This window comes from Sphingomonas arvum, from assembly GCF_026013565.1.
Classification (GTDB): domain Bacteria; phylum Pseudomonadota; class Alphaproteobacteria; order Sphingomonadales; family Sphingomonadaceae; genus Sphingomicrobium; species Sphingomicrobium arvum.
The window spans coordinates 81,323-100,976 of record NZ_JAPDOB010000001.1; the positions used below are offsets into that span (position 1 = coordinate 81,323).

27 protein-coding genes are annotated in these 19,654 nt (G+C 66.7%); 9 read left to right on the forward strand and 18 right to left on the reverse strand.

Translation table 11 applies throughout. The features are described 5' to 3' along the window. Positions 1 to 18: 18 nt before the first annotated feature. On the forward strand, positions 19 to 282 hold the full coding sequence (locus OMW55_RS00375) for a hypothetical protein (protein WP_264880025.1): 264 nt from the start codon (positions 19 to 21) through the stop codon (positions 280 to 282). A gap of 99 nt (positions 283 to 381) precedes the next feature. Here OMW55_RS00375 and OMW55_RS00380 read toward each other — a convergent pair whose 3' ends face one another. Then, positions 382 to 1,317, reverse strand: coding sequence for a peptidylprolyl isomerase (locus OMW55_RS00380; protein ID WP_264880026.1), 936 nt, complete (start codon positions 1,315 to 1,317; stop codon positions 382 to 384). A 110-nt stretch (positions 1,318 to 1,427) separates the two neighbouring features. On the opposite strand from OMW55_RS00380, the gene purT reads away from it, so the two are divergent. Continuing rightward, positions 1,428 to 2,588 (forward strand): formate-dependent phosphoribosylglycinamide formyltransferase, encoded by a 1,161-nt coding sequence (purT, locus tag OMW55_RS00385; protein WP_264880027.1) that lies wholly within the window; start codon positions 1,428 to 1,430, stop codon positions 2,586 to 2,588. 16 nt (positions 2,589 to 2,604) lie between these two features. Next, positions 2,605 to 3,036, forward strand: coding sequence for a hypothetical protein (locus OMW55_RS00390; protein ID WP_264880028.1), 432 nt, complete (start codon positions 2,605 to 2,607; stop codon positions 3,034 to 3,036). Positions 3,037 to 3,092: 56 nt separating this feature from the next. Here the strand turns inward: OMW55_RS00390 and OMW55_RS00395 are convergent, their stop codons facing one another. The 5 genes from OMW55_RS00395 to galE all read right to left on the reverse strand — a co-directional run bounded on the left by OMW55_RS00395 (position 3,093) and on the right by galE (position 6,886). Next, positions 3,093 to 3,386, reverse strand: coding sequence for a hypothetical protein (locus OMW55_RS00395; RefSeq protein WP_264880029.1), 294 nt, complete (start codon positions 3,384 to 3,386; stop codon positions 3,093 to 3,095). 130 nt (positions 3,387 to 3,516) lie between these two features. Then, positions 3,517 to 3,642, reverse strand: a complete 126-nt coding sequence (gene ykgO / locus OMW55_RS00400) for a type B 50S ribosomal protein L36 (RefSeq protein WP_003046794.1) — start codon at positions 3,640 to 3,642, stop codon at positions 3,517 to 3,519. A 142-nt stretch (positions 3,643 to 3,784) separates the two neighbouring features. Further along, complete coding sequence (locus OMW55_RS00405; protein ID WP_264880030.1) at positions 3,785 to 4,051, reverse strand: hypothetical protein; 267 nt, start codon at positions 4,049 to 4,051, stop codon at positions 3,785 to 3,787. 194 nt (positions 4,052 to 4,245) lie between these two features. Further along, on the reverse strand, positions 4,246 to 5,616 hold the full coding sequence (locus OMW55_RS00410; RefSeq protein WP_264880031.1) for a M20/M25/M40 family metallo-hydrolase: 1,371 nt from the start codon (positions 5,614 to 5,616) through the stop codon (positions 4,246 to 4,248). A 265-nt stretch (positions 5,617 to 5,881) separates the two neighbouring features. Beyond that, positions 5,882 to 6,886 carry a UDP-glucose 4-epimerase GalE gene (galE, locus tag OMW55_RS00415; protein WP_264880032.1) on the reverse strand — a complete coding sequence of 335 codons (1,005 nt, stop codon included), beginning with the start codon at positions 6,884 to 6,886 and terminating at the stop codon, positions 5,882 to 5,884. Between the two features lie 129 nt (positions 6,887 to 7,015). Between galE and OMW55_RS00420 the strand changes: the two genes are divergently transcribed. Together OMW55_RS00420 and gpmA are read left to right on the forward strand one after the other, a co-directional pair. Then, complete coding sequence (locus OMW55_RS00420; RefSeq protein ID WP_264880033.1) at positions 7,016 to 8,143, forward strand: M14 family metallopeptidase; 1,128 nt, start codon at positions 7,016 to 7,018, stop codon at positions 8,141 to 8,143. 1 nt (position 8,144) lies between these two features. Then, the gene (gene gpmA, locus OMW55_RS00425) at positions 8,145 to 8,837 is read left to right on the forward strand and encodes a 2,3-diphosphoglycerate-dependent phosphoglycerate mutase (protein WP_264880034.1); all 693 of its coding nucleotides are present in this window, start codon (positions 8,145 to 8,147) and stop codon (positions 8,835 to 8,837) included. Between the two features lie 15 nt (positions 8,838 to 8,852). On the opposite strand, the gene OMW55_RS00430 is transcribed toward gpmA, so the two are convergent. Further along, positions 8,853 to 9,425 (reverse strand): GGDEF domain-containing protein, encoded by a 573-nt coding sequence (locus OMW55_RS00430; protein ID WP_264880035.1) that lies wholly within the window; start codon positions 9,423 to 9,425, stop codon positions 8,853 to 8,855. 120 nt (positions 9,426 to 9,545) lie between these two features. Between OMW55_RS00430 and purE the strand changes: the two genes are divergently transcribed. The 3 genes from purE (at position 9,546) to OMW55_RS00445 (ending at position 11,705) form a co-directional block, all read left to right on the forward strand. Continuing rightward, positions 9,546 to 10,025: a 5-(carboxyamino)imidazole ribonucleotide mutase gene (gene purE, locus OMW55_RS00435; RefSeq protein WP_264880036.1), complete on the forward strand. Its 480-nt coding sequence runs from the start codon at positions 9,546 to 9,548 to the stop codon at positions 10,023 to 10,025. Continuing rightward, positions 10,022 to 11,080, forward strand: coding sequence for a 5-(carboxyamino)imidazole ribonucleotide synthase (locus tag OMW55_RS00440; protein WP_264880037.1), 1,059 nt, complete (start codon positions 10,022 to 10,024; stop codon positions 11,078 to 11,080). Before purE ends, OMW55_RS00440 begins: the two co-directional genes overlap by 4 nt. A gap of 226 nt (positions 11,081 to 11,306) precedes the next feature. Then, positions 11,307 to 11,705, forward strand: a complete 399-nt coding sequence (locus OMW55_RS00445) for a GFA family protein (protein WP_264880038.1) — start codon at positions 11,307 to 11,309, stop codon at positions 11,703 to 11,705. Between the two features lie 142 nt (positions 11,706 to 11,847). On the opposite strand, the gene OMW55_RS00450 is transcribed toward OMW55_RS00445, so the two are convergent. The 10 genes from OMW55_RS00450 to OMW55_RS00495 form a co-directional block, all read right to left on the reverse strand. Then, the gene (locus tag OMW55_RS00450; RefSeq protein WP_264880039.1) at positions 11,848 to 12,306 is read right to left on the reverse strand and encodes a type II toxin-antitoxin system PemK/MazF family toxin; all 459 of its coding nucleotides are present in this window, start codon (positions 12,304 to 12,306) and stop codon (positions 11,848 to 11,850) included. Between the two features lie 134 nt (positions 12,307 to 12,440). Further along, positions 12,441 to 13,190, reverse strand: coding sequence for a DUF4145 domain-containing protein (locus OMW55_RS00455; RefSeq protein ID WP_264880040.1), 750 nt, complete (start codon positions 13,188 to 13,190; stop codon positions 12,441 to 12,443). A 5-nt stretch (positions 13,191 to 13,195) separates the two neighbouring features. Further along, positions 13,196 to 14,257: a ribonucleotide-diphosphate reductase subunit beta gene (locus tag OMW55_RS00460; protein ID WP_264880041.1), complete on the reverse strand. Its 1,062-nt coding sequence runs from the start codon at positions 14,255 to 14,257 to the stop codon at positions 13,196 to 13,198. A gap of 3 nt (positions 14,258 to 14,260) precedes the next feature. Next, positions 14,261 to 14,614 (reverse strand): hypothetical protein, encoded by a 354-nt coding sequence (locus OMW55_RS00465; protein ID WP_264880042.1) that lies wholly within the window; start codon positions 14,612 to 14,614, stop codon positions 14,261 to 14,263. A 112-nt stretch (positions 14,615 to 14,726) separates the two neighbouring features. Next, positions 14,727 to 15,239 (reverse strand): hypothetical protein, encoded by a 513-nt coding sequence (locus OMW55_RS00470; protein ID WP_264880043.1) that lies wholly within the window; start codon positions 15,237 to 15,239, stop codon positions 14,727 to 14,729. Continuing rightward, positions 15,236 to 15,466 carry a hypothetical protein gene (locus OMW55_RS00475; RefSeq protein ID WP_264880044.1) on the reverse strand — a complete coding sequence of 77 codons (231 nt, stop codon included), beginning with the start codon at positions 15,464 to 15,466 and terminating at the stop codon, positions 15,236 to 15,238. Before OMW55_RS00475 ends, OMW55_RS00470 begins: the two co-directional genes overlap by 4 nt. Beyond that, a complete protein-coding gene (locus OMW55_RS00480) occupies positions 15,463 to 15,645 on the reverse strand; it encodes a hypothetical protein (protein WP_264880045.1) in 183 nt (60 codons plus the stop codon). Before OMW55_RS00480 ends, OMW55_RS00475 begins: the two co-directional genes overlap by 4 nt. Positions 15,646 to 15,653: 8 nt before the next feature. Then, positions 15,654 to 16,034 (reverse strand): PepSY domain-containing protein, encoded by a 381-nt coding sequence (locus tag OMW55_RS00485; RefSeq protein ID WP_264880046.1) that lies wholly within the window; start codon positions 16,032 to 16,034, stop codon positions 15,654 to 15,656. 68 nt (positions 16,035 to 16,102) lie between these two features. Further along, positions 16,103 to 16,315: a hypothetical protein gene (locus OMW55_RS00490; protein ID WP_264880047.1), complete on the reverse strand. Its 213-nt coding sequence runs from the start codon at positions 16,313 to 16,315 to the stop codon at positions 16,103 to 16,105. Positions 16,316 to 16,338: 23 nt separating this feature from the next. Further along, entirely contained in the window at positions 16,339 to 18,213 is a 1,875-nt protein-coding gene (locus tag OMW55_RS00495; RefSeq protein ID WP_264881958.1) for a ribonucleoside-diphosphate reductase subunit alpha, read from the reverse strand. A 383-nt stretch (positions 18,214 to 18,596) separates the two neighbouring features. Between OMW55_RS00495 and OMW55_RS00500 the strand changes: the two genes are divergently transcribed. Continuing rightward, positions 18,597 to 19,169: a DUF1993 domain-containing protein gene (locus tag OMW55_RS00500; protein WP_264880048.1), complete on the forward strand. Its 573-nt coding sequence runs from the start codon at positions 18,597 to 18,599 to the stop codon at positions 19,167 to 19,169. Positions 19,170 to 19,309: 140 nt separating this feature from the next. Here OMW55_RS00500 and OMW55_RS00505 read toward each other — a convergent pair whose 3' ends face one another. Further along, positions 19,310 to 19,570 carry a DUF2171 domain-containing protein gene (locus tag OMW55_RS00505; RefSeq protein WP_264880049.1) on the reverse strand — a complete coding sequence of 87 codons (261 nt, stop codon included), beginning with the start codon at positions 19,568 to 19,570 and terminating at the stop codon, positions 19,310 to 19,312. Positions 19,571 to 19,654 lie beyond the last annotated feature (84 nt).

Genomic DNA, 19,654 nt, shown 5'->3' on the forward strand with positions numbered 1-19,654 from the left:
GCGAAAGGATTGTTATCCATGTCGAACTTCCCGAGTCTCGGCGATCTTGGCCTGAAGCATGACCCGGCTGCGCGCGGCTACCACGCCGTTTATCGCGAGCATGAGGTCAACCATTGCCCGGGCTGCGGTCGGACTCACTGGCTGATCGGCCGGGTTTCCGCCGAGTGTGCCTTCTGCACCACAGCCCTGCCGCTGGCCGAGGCCAGCACGCGCCATCACAATGCGCCGGTCGTGATCCAGCATCGCAACCGCCACAACACCGACCAGGCCTGGGCGGCCTAACGAGACTCTCCCCCCGGCACCTGTGGCGACCAGTGCGCGAGCGGCGTTGACCCGTTGCCGCGCCCGCCCGCCGGGAGGGGAGACTATTCCAACAGGGACCTACTGCGCCGGTGTCCGCCGAACGGGCACCGGCGCATTGCATATGTCGACCCCGCCAGCGGCCACGCGGTAGAAGGGGTCGTTGCGGTTGGCGCGGGCGCGGGCGTAGGCCGCGAACGTCGGGCTGGTCTCCGCCATATACTGGAAGCTTGGACGGTCGGCGGCCGGCAGGGCCGAGGCGAGCCGGACGGACGCAATCTTCCTGGCGACGCTGCCTTCCTTGTAGAAGCCGAGCGCCTCCGTGCCGCGGGGCAGCGCGGACATCTGCTCGATGCCCTCCACCACCCGGCCGACGATCGCGATGTTGCGGTCGAGCTGGCGCGGCGCGTGGCCGATCACCGCGTAGAGCTCCCCACCCATGCCGGTGTCGGGTGCGAGGTCGCGGCCGACGCCGACCGTACCGTAGCAATGGATCAGGCTGACGCTGCCGTCGCGGTACTGGGCGACCGGCCAGCCGCCGGCATGGCCGGTGCGGACCGCATAGGGATCGGCGAAGCCGAGCGGCCGGATGGCAAAGCCCCGGGCGGAGCGGACGTACTCGGCCGGTGGCTTCGCGACGATGCCGGGCGGAAGCGGCTTCTTGTCGTCGTTGGTGCCCCATTGCGCGACGTAATTGTCCTGCACCCGGTATACCGCCGAACCCTGCCAGTAGCCGCCGCTCGCCAGTGCGCGGATGTTGGCGACGTGCACCGGCGCGAAGGTTGGCGCGAGCTGAACCACCGTCCGGCCGCCGGCGTCATAGTCGATCACCAGCAGGTCCTCGGCCGGGATCGTGCGCCAGGCCGAGGCGGGTGCGGCGGCGACGATGTCCGACGGGGTGAGCGGTTTCGCCGGCTCCGGCGCGGCGGTGAGCGGAGCGGCCAGGATCAGCGTCTGGACAGGAAAAAGGGCGAGTGTCCCCTTTGTCCACTTCGCAGCTGACCGGTCGTTCTCCATGCTTTCGCCCCCGTTGTGCCCAAGCTTGCCCATGAGCGGCAGAGTGGCACAGCAAGCGGCCGATAGGACAGAGATTTCGCGAGCGGCGGCCATCCGCTAAGCAGGGCGCCATGTGGGTCGCACGATTGATGCTGCTGGGCTCGGGCGAGCTTGGCCGGGAGTTCGCCATTGCGGCCAAGCGGCTGGGGTGCGCGGTGATCGCCTGCGACCGCTACGCCGGCGCGCCGGCGATGCAGGTGGCGGACGCGTCCGAGGTCTTCTCTATGCTGGATGGCGCCGCGCTGCGGGCGGCGGTGGAGAAGCACCAGCCGGACGTAATCGTGCCAGAGATCGAGGCGATTGACACCGTGACCCTGGCCCGGCTGGAGGCGGAAGGGTGGCGCGTGGCGCCGTCGGCGAACGCCGCGCAGCTGACCATGAACCGTGATGGCATCCGCGACTTCGCCGCGCAGGAGCTGGGGCTGGAGACAAGCCGCTACCGGTTCGCGGAGAGCCGCGAGGAGGCGCTGGCAGCGGCGGAGGCGGTCGGCCTGCCGTGCGTGGTGAAGCCGGTCATGTCCTCGTCGGGCAAGGGCCAGAGCGTCGCGCGGACGGCGGCCGAGGTTGGCTCGGCGTGGGACCATGCGGTGGCCAACATGCGAGGCGACCGGCCGCGGGTTATCGTGGAGGAGTTCATCAGCTTCGACACGGAGATTACCCTGCTGACCGTGGCGGCGGCGGACGGCATCCACTTCTGCGCGCCGATCGGCCATGTGCAGGAAGCGGGCGACTATCGGGAGAGCTGGCAGCCGGCGGCGGTAGCGCCGGTGACGCTCCGTTCGGCCCAGGAGCAGGCGGCCAAAGTCGTGGAGGCGCTGGGCGGACGCGGGCTGTTCGGGGTGGAGTTCTTCATCGCGGGCGACCGGGCGATCTTCTCCGAGTTGAGCCCGCGACCGCACGACACCGGCATGGTGACGCTGGTCAGCCAGCAGCCGAATGAGTTCGAGCTGCACCTGCGCGCGATCCTCGGCTTGCCGGTGGCGCCGATCACACTGGCGGGACCGTCAGCCTCGGCGGTGATCCTGGCCGACCGGGACAGCGAACGCTTCGCGTTCGAGGGCGTCGGCGAGGCGCTGGCGACCGGTGCGGAACTGCGTCTGTTCGGCAAGCCGCGAGCGCTGCCGGGGCGTCGGATGGGCGTGGCTCTGGCGCGCGGCGCAATGGTGGAGGAAGCGCGGACGCTGGCGCTTGAGGCAGCCGGGCGCGTCCGGATACGTTATGAAGGCAACTGAACGGAGCGGCCGACACATGCGCCTGATCATCATCTCCGCCGTCCTGCTTGGACTCCCCGGGTGCGGCGACCAGCCGACCCAGCAGCAGGCACCGGCGAACCGGCAGATTGCCGTGCGCAGCCCGGAGCAGGACCGGCTGCACCAGCTCGACACCATGGCGCGCGATATCGGGCTGAAGCGCGCCATCCAGGACAGCGGCGTGACCTGCAAGCGGGTGGTCCGTTCGGGCTATGTGCAGGAGTATAACCAGCTGTCGATGTGGTCGGCGGAGTGCGGCGACAAGCGCCAGTGGGCCATTTTCGTCGGTGCGGACGGCAGTGCGCAGGTGCGGCCGTGCGGGGACATGACTAAATTCAACCTGCCGGAGTGCCGGATCGCGGCTGACCCGACCGGGCGGACGGCACGCGGGCTGGCCCAGCCGGCCGCGGCGGAGTCGAACGCGCAATAGGAAAGGGCCGCGGCTTCCCGCGACCCCCTACCTGTATGACTCACGCGATCAGTGCATCAATTGCACTGCCGCGTTTCCTTATACTCGCCTTGCGCAGTCTTTTCCTTGACTACGATGCACGGTCCCTGGCGCTGTTCCTCACGCCAGCTTCCGTCCGGATTGGTAACGCGATTGCCGCCCTTGGGCACGCGCTGACCATTGCAGATCATGTAGTTGAGGCCGGGCGGGGAGATGCAGCCATTCTGGCCGGAGCCTTGCTGGGCCTCGGCGCCGGACGCACCGAAAACGGCCGCGGCAGCGAGGCCGGCGACCGGGATCAAGGTGCGGAGAAAGATGGTCATCGTCGTCATGGCTCCTGTCCCTGCCCATATAGGACGGGTCAGCTTAACCGCCAATGGACGACGGAGCGTGGCGGATCAGCGGCAAGCTGAGTTGAAGCCACCGGGTTTGCTGGCGCGCTTCAAGAGCGCGCCAGAGCCGTCAGCCCTGCCGCGCTTTGAAGCGACGGTTCGTCTTGTTAATGACGTAGGTGCGGCCGCGACGGCGGATCACGCGGTTGTCCCGGTGACGATCCTTCAGCGACTTCAGCGAATTGCGAATCTTCATGGCCGGGGCTGCCCGTTTCTCTTGTTCTAGTTGTCAGCTGACGCTCGCGAACGAGCTTCGGTCGGGGCGCTTATGGGAGGGGTACGGGAGAGTCAAGGTCAGTGGGGCGCGGAGTGTCTGCTTGGGCCGGAAAGCGGACGCGTTACCGGGTGGCCTGACGTTCGATGATAGCCGCCAACACCCAGAGCAGCCCTCCAACTAAGAACGACGCCCCGCCCAGATACCAAGCGGTGCCGAGCAGCCTGGTGGTGTATATGCCGTGCGGACCGAGCATGGGAATGAAGACCTCACCGATCCATATCGAGGAGTTGCCCTTGTGGAACATCGCCCAGAGCGAGATTAAGCCTACGCACCCGCCGGTCAGAGCAACGGCGAGTGAGATTTTGCTGATTATCCGAAGCAAGCTCACGCCACGACATCTCGCCGAAGAGCCATGGGTTCGCAATGGGGCGAGAACGGACCTTTGCCTCGCCGCCGCAGCCGTCACGGGATTGAATCCGTGACGTCGATCTTGCCAGCCTGGGCGGCTGCAGGCCGTCCGGCCGCCGCCCCTCTTCGCGCTGCTCGGGCGACGCCTTGCGTCGGCGTCGCTGCGCTCGGCCGCTAGCGGGTCGCTTTCGCTTGCTGAGGCGCGAACGCCTTGCCGAAGTAGCTGTCCGCGTACCATCTGGGGCGCTGGGGATCGTCGGCGAGGCGCCGGGAGATCCGATAGTTCAGCTCTGCGTAGCGTGCCGCGGCGTCCCACAGAATGGCCTGGCTGAGGTCGTCGCCGACTTGGTGGTAACGATCGGCGAAGAACTTGTCCCAGTAGGGTTTGCCGTTGGCGCCATAGCCGGTGAACATCAGGATCGCCGGCACCCCGCGCTTGGCGAGCGGATAATGGTCTGAGCGTACGAAGATCGATTGTTCGGGAAACGGGTCGACGCCGACCTTGAGGCCCATGGTCGAGGCGGCGGCGGCAACGGTGCGGGCGACCGTGTTGTGAGGGGCGCCGAACGCGACCACTTCGGTGAACTGGTAGAGCGGCATCGGCATGTCGAGGTCGACGGCGGCGGCAACCTGGGCAATCGGCACGGTCGGGTGCGCGGCCCAGTAGCTGGCGCCAAGCAGGCCGAGTTCCTCCGCCGTGTGAGCAATGAACAGGACCGAGCGGCGCGGGCGCTTGCCCGAAGTGGTGAACTCGCGCGCGGCCTCCAGCATGGTGGCGACGCCTGCGGCATTGTCGAGCGCGCCGTTGTAGATCGCGTCCTCGCCCGGCTTGGCGTCCTTCTTGACGCCGAGGTGGTCGAGGTGACTCATCAGCAGGACGTACTCGGCTGCGAGCGTCGGGTCGGAGCCGGGAATCATGCCGAGCACTTCGGGGCTGGTGAAATCCTCCCATCGCGAGGTGGCGTCGAGGCCGATGGTGCCGGTCAGCGGAAATCCGGCCGGGCGAGCGCCGGCTTTGGCGGCCTCGGCGCGGACCTGGGCGAGGGTGCGGGGCGTGCCGGTGAACAGGCGAGCGGCGGCGTCGTCGGACAGGGCCATGCGAAAACGCAGGCCCTGAGGATTGCTGCCGGCCTGGCCCTGCGCGTCGACCCAGTCGACCGCCGATCCGCGGGCGTACTGGCCGATGCGCGAACCGCGGGCGGACTGGCCGATCTCGATCAGGCCGACGGCGCCGGCGCGGGCAGCCATTTGCGGCTTAACCGAGCCGAGGTGTGCCGCGACCTCCGTGTCGAGGCCGGCGGGGGTGCCGCCCAGCACGACCACCGTCTTGCCCTTGACGTCCAGGCCTTTGAACTCGTCAATGCCGAGCGCCGGATCGCTGATGCCGTAGCCCGCGAAGACGAGCTGGGACGTGAGCTTGCGGGACTTCTCCGTGACGCTCGGGCGGACGCCGACGTCCGTGCCCCAGGCGAGGCGCGCGGCCTGGCCGCCGCTGGTGAGGGTGACGACCGGGGTGCCGTCGGTGCTGGCGCGGCGCAGGGGCACGCGCTGGAACCAGCCGCCGTTCTCGCCGGCAGGCTTGAGGCCCAGCGAACGGAACTGCGCCGCGACGTAGCGGGCGGCGATCTCGTGCCCGCGGGTGCCGGCGGCGCGGCCCTCGAGCAGGTCGTCGGCGAGGAACTCGACATGGGCTCGGATGCGGTCGGCGGCTGCGTTGAGCTCGGGCGAGGGCTGAGCGGGCTGGGAAGCCGGGGCAGCGCCGAGCAGGGCGAACGCGGCAAGCGGCGCGAGTGCGAAAGTCTTGATAGTGCTACTCCTGTCCGGCCAGCCGCTGCTCCCAGGCGAGGGCGGTGCCGATGATGTGCTCGATGGCGTCGTGGGCCGGCGTCCACCCGAGCCGTTCGACCAAGCGGCGGTTGGAGGCGACCAGTTGCGGCGGATCGCCGGCCCGGCGCGGGCCGACCTGGCGCGGCACGGGCGTGCCGTTCACCCGGTCAAGCGCGTCCAGCATCTCCAGCACGGAGAAGCCCCGGCCGTAGCCGCAGTTGAGGGTGAGGTTCTCGTCGGGAGCAGCGATCAGCGCAGCGAGCGCGGCGACGTGCGCACCAGCAAGGTCGGACACGTGGATGTAGTCGCGAATGCAGGTGCCGTCGGGCGTCGGATAGTCGGTGCCGTATACGTCCACGTGGGAGCGCTTGCCGACGGCGGCTTCGCAGGCGACCTTGAGCAGGTGGGTCGAGCCCTTACCGACCTGGCCTGAGCGGCCCTGCGGGTCGGCGCCGGCCACATTGAAGTAGCGCAGCGCGCCGTAATTGAACGGGTGCGCAGCGCTGCAATCCGCCAGCATGGTCTCGGTCATGAGCTTGCTGTTGCCGTAAGGGTTGATCGGCCGCGTGGGGTCGGTCTCCTCAATGGGCACCCGATCCGGCGCGCCATAGGTCGCAGCGGTGGAGGAGAAGAGGACATGGCGCACCCCGACTGCGACCGCCGTTTCGATCAGGCTGTGGGTGGCGACCGTGTTGTTGCGATAGTATTTGAGCGGGTTCTCGACGCTTTCCGGCACCACGATCGAGCCGGCGAAGTGCATGATGGCGGTGACGCCGTGCTGGCGCAGGAAGGGCTCCACGGCCGAGCCGTCGGCGATGTCGGCCTGCAGAAAGGGGACCCCGGTGGGGACCGCCTCCCGCCGGCCGTTGGACAGGTCGTCGACCACGACGGTGGACCAGCCAGCGTCGGTCAGGGCGAGCACGGCGTGGCTGCCGATATAGCCGGCACCGCCGGTGACGAGAACGGTTGGACGGTCGATGACAGTCATGGTGATGGTAACTGCTCCTTAACGCCCGCCGCCCACGAGCCCGCTAGACGTTTTCTTGCTGACGGCGCAAGCCGCGGCCCGTAAGAGCGCGTCCGCATCTATCGAGATTAACCATCACCAGCGGGGCTCATGAGCATCACGATTTCGAGCGCGTTCGATTCGGGCAACATCCGGGTCGTGAAGCAGGACGGACCGACGATCGACCTGGAGATCGTCGCCGACCACCTCAGCGACTTCTACCAGTGGTTTCACTTCCGGGTCGCCGGAGCGGCCGGCCAGGCGCTGACGCTGCGCATCGTGAACTGCGCGGCCAGCGCCTATCCGAACGGCTGGCCCGACTATAAGGCGCGGGTCAGCTACGACCGTGAAGAGTGGAGTCTGGCGCAGGAGACGAGCTACTCCGACGGCGTGCTGACCATTCGGCTGACGCCCGAGAGCGACCTGCTGTGGGTGGCTTACTTCGCGCCTTATTCGATGGAGCGGCACCACGATCTGGTCAGCAGCTTCGCGCAGCTGGATGGCTTTTCCTATCGCAGCCTGGGCAAGAGCCTCGACGGGCAGGACATCGACTGTCTGTCGGTCGGCGAGGGGCCGCTGACCGCGTGGATCTACGCCCGCCAGCATCCGGGCGAGAGCATGGCCGAATGGTGGATGGAAGGCGCGCTCGAGAAGCTGGCCGACCCGGACGATCCCGTCGCCCGTGTGCTGCGGCGCGAGCTGACGTTCCACATCGTGCCCAACATGAACCCGGACGGGTCGAAGCGCGGCCACCTGCGCACCAACGCGGCCGGCGTGAACCTCAACCGTGAGTGGCATGCCCCATCGGTCGAGAGGAGCCCGGAAGTGCTGTGCGTCCGTGACGCGATGGACGCCGCCGCTCCGGACTTCGCCATGGACATCCACGGCGACGAGGCGATCCCCGCCAACTTCCTGGCCGGGTTCGAAGGCATCCCATCCCTGACCGAGCGCCAGTCGCTTCTGTTCGCCCGCTACAGCGAATTGCTGGAACAGCTGTGCCCCGATTTCCAGACCGCCCAGGGCTATGAGATCCCGGCGCCGGGCGAGGCGAACATGAGCATGTCGACGACCCAGCTGGCCGAGCGCTACGGCTGCCTGTCAATGACGCTTGAGATGCCCTTCAAGGACAATTTCGATCTGCCCGATCCGGTCTACGGCTGGTCGGCGGAGCGGTCCAAATATCTGGCGCACCATTGCCTCGCCGCGCTGCACGCCATCCTTCCGGAGCTGAAGTCGTAAGATGCCGACCCTTGTCCTGCTCCGCCATGGTCAGTCGCAGTGGAACCTGGAGAATCGCTTCACCGGCTGGTGGGATGTGGACCTGACCGAGGCTGGCGTCACTGAGGCGGCCGCCGCCGGCCAGCTGTTGGCCGAGCGCGGGTTCGACTTTGATCGCTGCTTCACCTCCGTGCAGAAGCGGGCGATCAAGACGCTGAACCTGGTGCTGGAATCGATGGAGCGGCTGTGGCTGCCTGTCACCAAGGACTGGCGGCTCAACGAGCGGCATTATGGCGGGCTGACCGGGCTCAACAAGGCCGAGACAATCGCGAAGGTCGGCGAGGAGCAGGTCAAGATCTGGCGGCGCAGCTTCGACGTGCCCCCGCCGCCCCTGGAGGCGGACAGCGCCTACGCCTCGTTGCAGGCCGACCGCCGCTACGCCGGTGTAACGGTGCCGGCCACCGAGAGCCTGAAAGACACGATCGCGCGGGTACTGCCTTATTTCGAGGCGGAGATCGCGCCGGCGCTGAGGGGTGGCGAGCGGGTGATCGTCGCGGCCCACGGCAACTCGCTGCGGGCGCTGGAGAAACAGCTGTCCGGGATTTCCGACGCTGACATCGTTGGGCTGGAGATCCCGACGGGGCAGCCGATCGTTTATGAGCTGGGCGACGACCTGACGGTGAAGGATCGCTATTATCTGAGCGAGCGCGGCTAGGCCGCCGCCAGGCCGCTAAGCCGCGGCCTTTTCCTCGTACATGGCCCGATCGGCGCGGATCAGCACCTGTTCGGCCAAGTCGCCGGGCTCGATTATGGCGATGCCGATGGCGGCCGACAGCGGGATGGCGTGCCCGTCGTGGCCGAAATCCGTGCCGGCAATAAGGTCGACCAGCCGGGCGGCGGTGTCGCTAGCCTGGTCCGCATCGGTCCGTTCCAGCAGGATGGCGAATTCGTCCCCGCCGAAGCGCGCTACGCAGTCGCTCTGCCGGACGCCGCCGAGCAGCAGCTTGGCGACGTGGACCAGCGCCGCATCCCCGGCATGGTGGCCGAAGCTGTCGTTGACCATCTTCAGGCCGTCGACGTCGATGAACAGCATGGCGCCGCCGTCGCCATAGCGGTTGGTGCGGTCGATCAGCTTTTCCAATTGCCGCACGAAGCCGCGCCGGTTGAGCAGCGGAACCAGGCTGTCATAGTGCGCGAGGCGATCGAGATCCTCGATCTGGGCTCGGAGGCCCACCACTTCCGCCCGCAGCCGGCCGATCTCATCCAACAGGCTCTTGGGATCGGCACTGAGTACATCAGCCATGGCGGAGGATCCGAGCGGTTGAGCCGTTTTCATAACCCAGAATCATGATATTGCAGAGTCCCTCAACCCCCTTTGCGGCCAAGCGTTGCACCGCCGCACACCCTTTCGTAAGGCGGGGGCATGAGCGCGGCGGTCGGCATCATCATGGGCAGCCAGTCGGACTGGGAGACGATGCGCCATGCGGCCGAGACGCTCGACCAGCTGGGCGTTTCGCATGAGGTCAAGGTGGTGTCAGCTCACCGCACGCCGGACCGCCTGGTCCAATATGCCAACGGCGCGCGCGGGCGCGGCCTCAAGGTGATCATCGCCGGCGCGGGCGGGGCGGCGCACCTGCCGGGCATGGCGGCGGCGATGACCAGCCTGCCGGTCCTGGGCGTGCCGGTGAAGAGCAAGGCGCTGCACGGGGTCGATAGCCTCTTGAGCATCGTACAGATGCCCGGCGGCGTGCCGGTGGGGACGCTGGCCATCGGCAAGCCGGGCGCGATCAACGCTGCGCTGCTGGCGGCGGCGATCCTGTCGCTGGCGGACGAGGCGCTGGCCGGGCGATTGGAGGCGTGGCGCTTGGCGCAGACCGAGGCGGTGGCCGAGGCGCCCGAGTGATCCCACCCGGCGCCACGATCGGGATTATCGGCGGCGGCCAGCTTGGCCGCATGTTGAGCGTGGCGGCGGCGCAGCTGGGCTATCGGTGCCATATCTTCGACCCCCACGAGCGGCCATGCGCGGCGGACGTCGCGGCGGAGTTCACGCGAGGCGCGTTCGACGATGCGGCCGCGCTCGAGCGGTTCGCGGCCGCATGCGACGTGGTCACCTATGAGTTCGAGAATCTGGCGGTGGAGCCGCTGGCGGGACTGGCGGGCACGTTGCGCCCGGGAGCGCGGTCGCTGGCAGTCGCGCAGGACCGGGCCGAGGAGAAACGCTTCATCGAGGCGAGCGGGGCACCGGTGGCGCCGTGGCGCGCGGTGGAAAGCCTGGCAGAAGTCGAAGCCGCGGTGGCGGAGCTTGGCTGTCCGCTGGTGCTGAAGACGCGGCGCTATGGCTATGACGGCAAGGGGCAGGCGTGGGTGCGCGAGCCCGGCGAGGCGGCGGCGGCTTGGGCCGCGATCGGCGAGCAGCCGGCGGTGGCGGAGCGCGGCATATCGTTCGAAGCCGAGTTTTCGGTGATCATGGCGCGGGGGCTGCACGGGGATACGGCCTTCTTCGACTTGCCGGAGAACCGGCATGAAGGTGGCATCCTGCGGCGGTCGCTGGTGCCGGCCGGTCCGGAGGTGAAGCGCCATGCGGCGGCGGCGCGGCGAATGGCGCAGGGGATCGCGGATGCACTGGAGCATGTCGGCGTGCTGACTGTTGAGTTCTTTGCCTGCGCCGACGCCCCGATCGTCAACGAGATTGCGCCGCGGGTGCACAACAGCGGCCACTGGACGATTGAGGGCGCGGCGACGTCGCAGTTCGAACAGCACGTGCGGGCGATTTGCGAGTTGCCGCTGGGCAGCACGGCGCTGCGCGGTGCGGGCGCGCAGATGGATAACCTGATTGGCGCGGACGTGGACCGCTGGCCGGAGCTGGTGTCCGAGCCTGGGGCGGCGCTGCACCTTTATGGCAAGGGCGAAGCGAGGCCAGGAAGGAAGATGGGGCACTGCACGCGCGTCCGCGTGTAAGGAGCGTTTGCCGGTCGGTCCGCCGCCTTCCGAACGACGCGGCGTTCCTCTTGAAGGCAGGATCAAGGGATTTGCACCCTGCTGCCCTTGTGGTGGGATTGGCTGATGGCGCGCTGGTCCTCAGTTTCCCTGGCGAGCTTCGGTAAGGATAGGGGCGCTGGTCGGCATCTGGTCCGGGTCAAGCCACTGAACACCCTCGCTCGTCACCCGTTTCACCTCCATGAGCATGAGCGATGCATCCAACGAGACCGCCGGCGGCTGCCTGTGCGGCGCGGTGCGGGTGGTGGCGCGGGGGGAGCCGGCGCGGGTGGGCCTGTGCCACTGCCTCGATTGCCGCAAGCACAGCGGCACCCTGTTCTTCGCCGCCGCCATTTTCCCGGCCGAGGCGGTGACGATCACCGGCGAGACGCGCGAGTACAAGAACCGTCATTTCTGCCCGACCTGCGGCAGTAGCGTGTACGGCTTGTGGCGGGACGAGGTGGACCTGCACCTGGGCGCCCTCGACGCCCCCGACCAGTTCACCCCGACCTACGAGCTATGGACGGTCCGCCGCGAGGCGTGGTTGCCGGAGTTTGGGCTAAGGGGTTTCGAGGGGGATCGGAAGGCGCCGGAACCGCTCAAGTGAAAAGCCCCCGAGCTTGAGCTCGAGGGCTTTTCGATCGACACCGTGCCAAGCTTGTTATCGCTTTGGCACGGCCGCCCTTCGCAGGGTCTTGAGGCTCAACGGTTGCCCGCGAGCAATCGATGCTGAGTTGGAGTCTGCAATCCTACTTGTCAAGTGAAATGCCGAGTGCGTAACGAACCGCGACCATGATGGCTTCGAACTGCTGTTCCGAAACGCGGAGGTTCGTCAGATACTTACGCCTGCCGTGCTGGTCGCGTTCGGTCCGAAACAGATCAAGTCGTTCGAAGCCCACTGTTGCCAGCATGTCAGCCTTCACCCACCAGACGGTTTCGGCAAAGGGCGCAGGCAAGGGCTGCGGCAGTTCGATCCGGCAATGGTAGAGATTGCGTTCGTCGGAGGGCGTGCCGCTAAGCGGAACGATCGTGTGCAGGTTGTTGCGGCGGGGCAGCACGCCGGTGATCACCACGGCTGGCCGCCGCTTGACCATCTCAGGCGGCCGAAAGCCCCCGAGCGAGTAGTCGCACAGCAGGATCGTTCGCGGCAGGACAGGATACTTCAGAACTGTAGTTCTCTGTTTGTTCTTGACACCGTTTGAGCGCAAGTTATAATCGGAGCATCGCGACGTTTTCGCACTGCAGTGCCCTTTTCGATTTTGCGTGGCGTATACGCTTCTCAGTCTTTCGCATAATCCTCGTATGCTTGCTCCTGTTGCGAGATGCTTTACTCACAGACTTGCTACGCCTTTTTTTGGGTATCTGAAGTACCAGCGGATTTAGGCTTAGAGTCGCGAGCCGCGATCCCATCAAGCTTGCTCTTAGGCAATGAGTCGTACAGCTCGTCCAGTCGCCTCGGCTCTGTAATGGCGGTTTCGACGATCAGATTCACAATTCGAAACAGGGCGAGAGCGGTATCGCGATCATCTCGGAGGTCCATCTCTCCTGGATGCACGCATTCGTTGCCAATCACCCGGACGGTGTCCAGCGCTCGCTGAATGGGCGTCTTTATCTTTCCTGTCGCAACCAATTCACCAATCGCCGCATCGATTCCGGATTTGGTTGCGCCGAGTGCCGGCAGTAATTTCTGAATCACTAAGCGTAGGAGTGCTGCGGAACCTCGCGGTGACCGCGGCAGGATCGATTGCGCTTCTTTGTAGTCTGCGATTAAGTCAGGAGGCATGTCCGACGCGGGCGGAGGAGCGTCGCTCTGAGCAGACTCGATAAGTTGCTCACCCAGGAAGACAGTTTCTCTGTCGCAAGCTGTGCACCGCGCGAGGCTGAGCGTTGGCAATTTTCCCAATTCCCTATGTGAGAAGCGCCCCGCTCCCCACGCGACCTGAAGCCCCTGCACATAGCCAAGCTGTTGGACCGCATAGGTTCGACAGTCAGGATGTAGACACACAAACTTGATGGTTCCGGTAGCCGGAATTCCAGCTGCTTTCGGAACTTCCAAGAAGGCGCATTGGGCGGTCACATCAGACTTCGACACGTGCCCTACTCCGCCGCCACCCCAGCAGCCGCGAACAGACCACCCTCACCCTCACCCTCGTCAGCCACCTCGGCGCTGCCCACGGCCTTGGCCTTCATCCGCCGATCGAAGTTGTCCCACACCGTATTCCAATCCCCCCGCGTCGCCGCCTTGGAATACTCCGTCGCGCGGGTCTCGAAGAAGTTGGCGTGCTCGACGCCGTTCAGCAGCGGGGCGAGCCAGGGGAGGGGGTGCTCCTCGATCATGTAGATCGGCTGGAAGCCCAGCTGGCCCAGGCGCCAGTCGGCGATGTAGCGGATGTACTTCTTGATCGACTTGGGCGTCATGCCCTCGACCGGCCCGGCCTCGAACGCCAGGTCGATGAACGCATCCTCCAGCCGCACCGTCTTCTGGCAGGTGTCGATGATCGAGTCCTTGACGTCGCGGGTCAGGCAGTCGCGTTCCTTCACAAAGGTGTGGAACAGCTTGATGATGCCTTCGCAGTGGAGGCTCTCGTCGCGGACCGACCAGCTGACGATCTGGCCCATGCCCTTCATCTTGTTAAAGCGCGGGAAGTTCATCAGCATGGCGAAGGAGGCGAACAGCTGCAGCCCCTCCGTAAAGCCGCCGAACATGGCCAGCGTCTTGGCGATGTCCTCGTCCGTGTCGACGCCGAAGGTCGACAGATAGTCGTGCTTGTCCTTCATCTCCTTGTACTGAAGGAACATGCCGTACTCGCTCTCGGGCATGCCGATGGTGTCGAGCAGGTGCGAGTAAGCGGCGATATGCACCGTCTCCATGTTGGAGAAGGCCGCCAGCATCATCTTGATCTCGGTCGGCTTGAACACCCGGCCGTACTTCTCGTGGTAGCAGTCCTGCACCTCGACGTCCGCCTGGGTGAAGAAGCGGAAGATCTGGGTCAGCAGGTTACGCTCGTGCGGGGACAGCTTCTGCGCCCAGTCGCGGCAATCCTCGCCCAGCGGCACTTCCTCCGGCATCCAGTGGATCTGCTGCTGCCGCTTCCAGAACTCGAACGCCCAGGGGTATTCGAACGGCTTGTACTGCTTGCGGGCTTCGAGGAGGGACATGGGCTAGGCTCCTTTGAGCGAGAGAACGGCGGCGGCGCCGAGGATGACGCCGCACACGGCGACGGTGATGAGCAGCCACTTGCGTCGGGCGGCGGCGAGTTCGGGAGCTGGGTCGACCACCGGCTCGCGGCGGCTGTTGACCAGAAGGGAGCCGATCAGCGCCGGGATGAAGACGGGGGCGTGGCGGAGCGACCGGAAGGACGTAAGGCCGAACTCGCCGGCCAGCATCGCTGCCACCAGCAGCAGGCTGAGCACGATCAAGGCGACGCCCGTCCACTGCACCCGGTTGAACGGGCGCAGCGGCCGGCCGCCGGCGGAGGTGGCCAGCGGATCGTAGGAGGACTGGCGGTAGCTCATGCGGCACCGTCCGTGCGACCGGCGCGGCGGCGCTTGCGGAACCGCAGGCTGACGAGGGTCGCGATTGTGCCGACCACCGTCGCCACCGTGCTGACGAGTTCCACCGTGCGCATCAGGCCACTCCGCTCTCGACCGTCGCGGCGAGGCCCGAGCGCCGGCGCCAGCGGCGGAGCAGGGCATGGCCAAGGGCGGCGGCGCACAGCAGGCCGGCGCCAGTCATCGTGAACAGGAAGAACAGCCCCGACGCCAGCGGGACCTGCGGCAGCGGCCCGGACATCTGGCCCAAGACCACGCCGACCTGCCCGCCGGCCAGAAAGGCTCCGGCCAGGAAGGTGACCGCGCCGTAGGTATTGAACAGGGTGCTGAGCCGAGGCGCGCGAAAGGCGCGGCTCAGGTAGGCGGCGAGTAGCGCGGCGCTGGTGCCGATAAAGGTGAAAAACGCGCTGCGGATGCCCAGCACCATGTAGGTCCGACCGTCGGGCCCGAGCTGACCGAACATGTCCGCACCGAACTGCAGCAAGCCGAGCACCATCACCCCGGCGCCCGCCGTGGCGAGCATCAGCGGCCGGAACACGGTTTCCGCATCGTGCGCCGTAACCGAGGTGGGAGCAGAGCCATCGCTCACGCCGCACCGCTTTCGTTGCTGAAGTCGTACGGCTTGGTGGTGGCGTAGGCGATGGCGAAGCCGCCCATCACCAGGCCGAACGCGAGGATCATCATGCCGGCGATCAGCAGGCCGGTGCTCTTGCGCGATTCGCCCACACGGCCGCGCAACGCGGCGATCAGCATGCCCAGCCCGACAAGGGTGGCGATGATCCCGACCACCAGGAACAGGATGTTGCCCCCGCTCACAGCAGGCGGTCCAGGAAACCGCTCGCAACGGCGATGAACAGCGCGCCGGCGAGCAGGAACAAGACGCCTGCGGTGCGGCGATTGCGGCGGCGCAGCGGGTCGGCCGACTGACCGGGCAGCAGCAACAGCAGCACGCCGGCCACGCTCAGCAGCACGCCCGGCACCCAGAAGAAACTCATGTGCGGGTTCACCAGAAGAACCTCCCGCCGCGGCTGTGAGCCTTGCGCCCGCGGGCGGCGAACATGCGGACGTACATCCACAACCCACTGATCGCGAAGAAGATCAGCGACAGGCCCGAGAGGATCGAGATGGCGGTGCCGACGGGTCCGAACGTCTCGCCCGAATGAAGGTGGTGGAGCAGCCCCACGTTCCACCCGCCCGGCTGCGGCTTGGGCCGGCAGTTCATAGTCTCCGGGCAGACGAAGCCGGCGGGCGGGGCCGGGCGCGGCACAGCGGCTGCGCGGCGCTCGTTGGCCAGGCTGCCAACTTGGCTGAGCACGCCGGTGGCCGCGATCCACAGCATGAAGATGCCGAAGAAAACCGACAGCCAACGATGCCACTTGCGCATGGGGAATTCCTTGTTGCGAACGTTTCGCAACCCATTCCCTTCTTGCGAACTATTTGCAAGAGGCGCGTTCACCGGCCCAGCTCCGCCGCGGTCGGGTGCGCGAACAACCCTCCGATCACCCATGCGATCAGTAGCGCCCCGACGCCCAGCAGCAGCACGCCCGATTGGCTGCCGTAGCTGCCGTTCTCACCGCCCGAGCGCCGGCGGTACTGCCATACACCGGCGCCCAGGAAGAGCACGCCGACGAGCAGCTTCAGGATGTCGGGCGTGTCGAACGGCACCGTTCAGCTCCGCACTGCCGGCGTCACTGGCACGCCAGGCATTCGTCGTAATCGGTGGTGGCCAGCTCAAACTTGGGCGCTTCGGCCGTGTTGTCGGCCTCCACCCCGCCCGCGAAGCCGGCGCGCTGCACCGACTTGGACCGCAGGTAGTAGAGCGACTTCACGCCCAGTTCCCACGCGCGGAAATGGAGCATCATCAGGTCCCACTTGTCGACGTCGGCCGGGATGAACAGGTTCAGGCTGGTCGCCTGGTCGATATAGGGCGTGCGGTCGGCCGCGAGCTCGAGCAGCCAGCGCTGGTCGATCTCGAAGCTGGTCTTGAACGTGTCCTTTTCCTCCTGGGAAAGGAAGTCGAGGTGCTGGACCGAGCCGCCCTGCTCCAGGATCGAGTTCCACACGCCTTCAGAGTTCTTGGACTTCTCGATCAGCAGCTTCTCCAGGTACGGATTGCGAATTGAGAAGCTGCCCGACAGGGTCTTGTGGGTGTAGACGTTGGCCGGAATCGGCTCGATGCAGGCGCTGGTGCCGCCGCAGATGATGCTGATCGACGCGGTCGGCGCGATCGCCATCTTGCAGCTGAAGCGCTCCATCACGCCCATGTCGGCGGCGTCCGGGCACGGCCCGCGCTCGTGCGCCAGCATCATCGAGGCTTCGTCGACCTGCGCCTTGATGTGCTTGAAGATCTTGAGGTTCCAGCTCTTGGCCATGGCGCCTTCGAACGGCAGCCCGCGCGCCTGCAGGAAGCTGTGGAAGCCCATGACACCGAGCCCGACCGACCGCTCCCGCTCGGCGCTATACTTGGCGCGCGCCATTTCGTCGGGCGCCCGGGCGATGTAGTCGCTCAGCACGTTGTCGAGGAAGCGCATCACGTCCTCGACGAAGCGCTTGTCGCCCTTCCACTCGTCCCAGGTCTCCAGGTTCATCGACGACAGGCAGCACACGGCCGTGCGGTCGGCGCCGAGGTGGTCGCGGCCGGTCGGCAGCGTGATCTCGGAGCACAGGTTGGACGTGGTGACCTTCAGGCCCAGGTCGCGGTGATGCTTGGGCATGGCCCGGTTCACCGCGTCGATGAAGATGATGTATGGCTCGCCGGTCGCCAGCCGGGTCTCGACCAGCTTCTGGAACAAGGAGCGGGCGTCGACCTTGCCACGCTCGCTGCCGTCCTTGGGGCTGCGGAGCGTGAACTCGGCGCCTTCGCGCACGGCTTCCATGAACTCGTCGGTCAGCAGCACGCCGTGGTGGAGGTTCAGCGCCTTGCGGTTGAAGTCGCCCGACGGCTTGCGGATCTCCAGGAACTCCTCGATCTCCGGGTGCGACACGTCGAGGTAGCAGGCGGCCGAGCCGCGCCGCAGCGAGCCTTGGCTGATGGCGAGGGTAAGCGAGTCCATTACCCGCACGAACGGGATGATGCCGCTGGTCTTGCCATTGAGACCGACCGGCTCGCCGATGCCGCGCACGCTGCCCCAATAGGTGCCGATGCCGCCGCCCTTGGACGCCAGCCAGACATTCTCGTTCCAGGTGTCGACGATGCCGTTGAGGCTGTCGCTGACGGAGTTGAGGTAGCAGCTGATCGGCAGCCCGCGGCCGGTGCCGCCGTTAGACAGCACGGGGGTCGCCGGCATGAACCACAGGCGCGAGATATAGTCGTAAATTCGCTGTGCGTGGTCCGCGTCATCGGAATAGGCAGCGGCAACGCGGGCGAACAGGTCCTGGTAGGATTCGCCCGGCAGCAGGTAGCGGTCCTTCAGCGTCTCCTTGCCGAACTCGGTCAGCAGGGCGTCGCGGGAGGAGTCGGTCACGACCTCGAACCGCCGCTCGGCGATCGACTTGCTGCCGCCGTCCGCCGGATGAGTCGCCACATCGTCCGAGGTGACATTGCTGCCGGTCGAGAAGTCCATGGTCGATCCCTCCTGGCGGGCCGGCGCACCGACTCGCGTGTTCTTGTTCCGTTCACGTCGGGCCATGGCAGCGCCACCTCCCAGATCCAAGCGCGCCGAGGGACTGGCAAGCAGCTGTCCCCGCTATCCACAGGGCACACTTCTCCTCGCTGGAGATGTAGTTATCCCCAGCCCCAATCACAAGCTTGTGTGGGTGCCCCCTCGGCGTCGCTACCAGATGTTGTGCTTGCATCCGGGCTGGGACGCAAGCGGCTTTCTTTGCGCGGAGCTCATTTTGCGGTGGATAATGTGGCGTGAAGGACGCAGCGTGCGGAGTGCCCGACGGATTGAACGGACCTGTCCCATCCAGGCACAAATGCCGCCTACATTCATGAGGAAGAACCGTGCAGCTGACCCAGTTCCTGATCCCGACGCTTAACCATCAACTGGCCGCTTTAGGCCAGTGGCTCGACAAGGCGGAAGCCTTCGCCGAGACTCGCGCGGAGGCGCCGGACCGGCTGCTCAACCTCCGGCTCGCGCCCGACATGTGGCCATTGGCCAGCCAGATCCGCATCACCGCCTTCCAAGCGCAGGAAGCGCTGTTCCGTCTGCGCGGGCGGGCCGTCCCGGACGCGGTAGTCGCGGTGCGCACGGAAGCGAGCAACGCCGGCGAGCAGCCGGGCAGCTGGGCCGACGCTCGCGCCCGGCTGAACGAGGCGGCGGCGCTGGTCGGCACGGTGCGCGTGGACGAGTTCGATGCCGACCCACAGGCGCCGCTGGCCCATGCGCTGCCGATGGGCATGACGTTCGACATGACGCGCGAAAGCTATGTGCGCGACTGGGCCCTGCCGCAGGTCGCGTTCCACCAGTGCATGACCTACGCCATCCTCCGCCAGGCGGGCGTGCCGCTCGGCAAGGTCGACTTCGTGCCGCACATGTTCGGCTACCTGCGCCCGGGAACGATGCCTCAGGCCTGAGCAGGCCGAGGCCGTCACGGAGTGAATCCCGTGACGCCGATCAGGCTGCGCTGGCGCGCACCTGTCGGCCGGCTGGCTTGGGCTCTTCGCGCTGCTGTGGGCGGCGCCTGAGGCACCGCCCGCACTGCGCTCGGCGAAGCCTATCCGATCGCTTCGCCGCTTTCTTCTTCCTCGAACAGGCTGGCGGCGACATCGCCGTTGGCGCTGAGCCGCACCTGATCGCCTTCGACCTCGGCCACCAGGCCGCCCGGGATGAAGTGGTGGTGGCCGGTATGGGCCATGCCGCTGTCAGCTTTGACCAGCTTGATGCGCTCGCCCTCGACCCGGTCGACCGTGCCAAGATGGACGCCGTCGGCGCCGATGATTTCCATATGTTCGCGAATCTGGCTGAGGTCGGCCATGGCTTGCTCCTTCATGATGGTGCGGGGTTTGGCGGCTTAACGCCCCGCCTGCCGCTCGGGTCCGCTTCGCTCTTGCCCTTCGCG

Bases quoted from the DNA above. Each gene is read 5' to 3' on its own strand.
- OMW55_RS00380 (WP_264880026.1), bottom strand. From the start codon at position 1,317: ATGGAGAACGACCGGTCAGCTGCGAAGTGGACAAAGGGGACACTCGCC.
- OMW55_RS00480 (WP_264880045.1), bottom strand. From the start codon at position 15,645: ATGAGTTTCTTCTGGGTGCCGGGCGTGCTGCTGAGCGTGGCCGGCGTG.
- OMW55_RS00390 (WP_264880028.1), top strand. From the start codon at position 2,605: ATGCGCCTGATCATCATCTCCGCCGTCCTGCTTGGACTCCCCGGGTGC.
- OMW55_RS00495 (WP_264881958.1), bottom strand. From the start codon at position 18,213: ATGGACTTCTCGACCGGCAGCAATGTCACCTCGGACGATGTGGCGACT.
- purT (WP_264880027.1), top strand. From the start codon at position 1,428: ATGTGGGTCGCACGATTGATGCTGCTGGGCTCGGGCGAGCTTGGCCGG.
- gpmA (WP_264880034.1), top strand. From the start codon at position 8,145: ATGCCGACCCTTGTCCTGCTCCGCCATGGTCAGTCGCAGTGGAACCTG.
- OMW55_RS00460 (WP_264880041.1), bottom strand. From the start codon at position 14,257: ATGTCCCTCCTCGAAGCCCGCAAGCAGTACAAGCCGTTCGAATACCCC.
- ykgO (WP_003046794.1), bottom strand. From the start codon at position 3,642: ATGAAGATTCGCAATTCGCTGAAGTCGCTGAAGGATCGTCACCGGGAC.
- galE (WP_264880032.1), bottom strand. From the start codon at position 6,886: ATGACTGTCATCGACCGTCCAACCGTTCTCGTCACCGGCGGTGCCGGC.
- OMW55_RS00395 (WP_264880029.1), bottom strand. From the start codon at position 3,386: ATGACGACGATGACCATCTTTCTCCGCACCTTGATCCCGGTCGCCGGC.
- OMW55_RS00430 (WP_264880035.1), bottom strand. From the start codon at position 9,425: ATGGCTGATGTACTCAGTGCCGATCCCAAGAGCCTGTTGGATGAGATC.
- OMW55_RS00375 (WP_264880025.1), top strand. From the start codon at position 19: ATGTCGAACTTCCCGAGTCTCGGCGATCTTGGCCTGAAGCATGACCCG.
- purE (WP_264880036.1), top strand. From the start codon at position 9,546: ATGAGCGCGGCGGTCGGCATCATCATGGGCAGCCAGTCGGACTGGGAG.
- OMW55_RS00420 (WP_264880033.1), top strand. From the start codon at position 7,016: ATGAGCATCACGATTTCGAGCGCGTTCGATTCGGGCAACATCCGGGTC.
- OMW55_RS00465 (WP_264880042.1), bottom strand. From the start codon at position 14,614: ATGAGCTACCGCCAGTCCTCCTACGATCCGCTGGCCACCTCCGCCGGC.
- OMW55_RS00485 (WP_264880046.1), bottom strand. From the start codon at position 16,034: ATGCGCAAGTGGCATCGTTGGCTGTCGGTTTTCTTCGGCATCTTCATG.
- OMW55_RS00505 (WP_264880049.1), bottom strand. From the start codon at position 19,570: ATGGCCGACCTCAGCCAGATTCGCGAACATATGGAAATCATCGGCGCC.
- OMW55_RS00445 (WP_264880038.1), top strand. From the start codon at position 11,307: ATGAGCGATGCATCCAACGAGACCGCCGGCGGCTGCCTGTGCGGCGCG.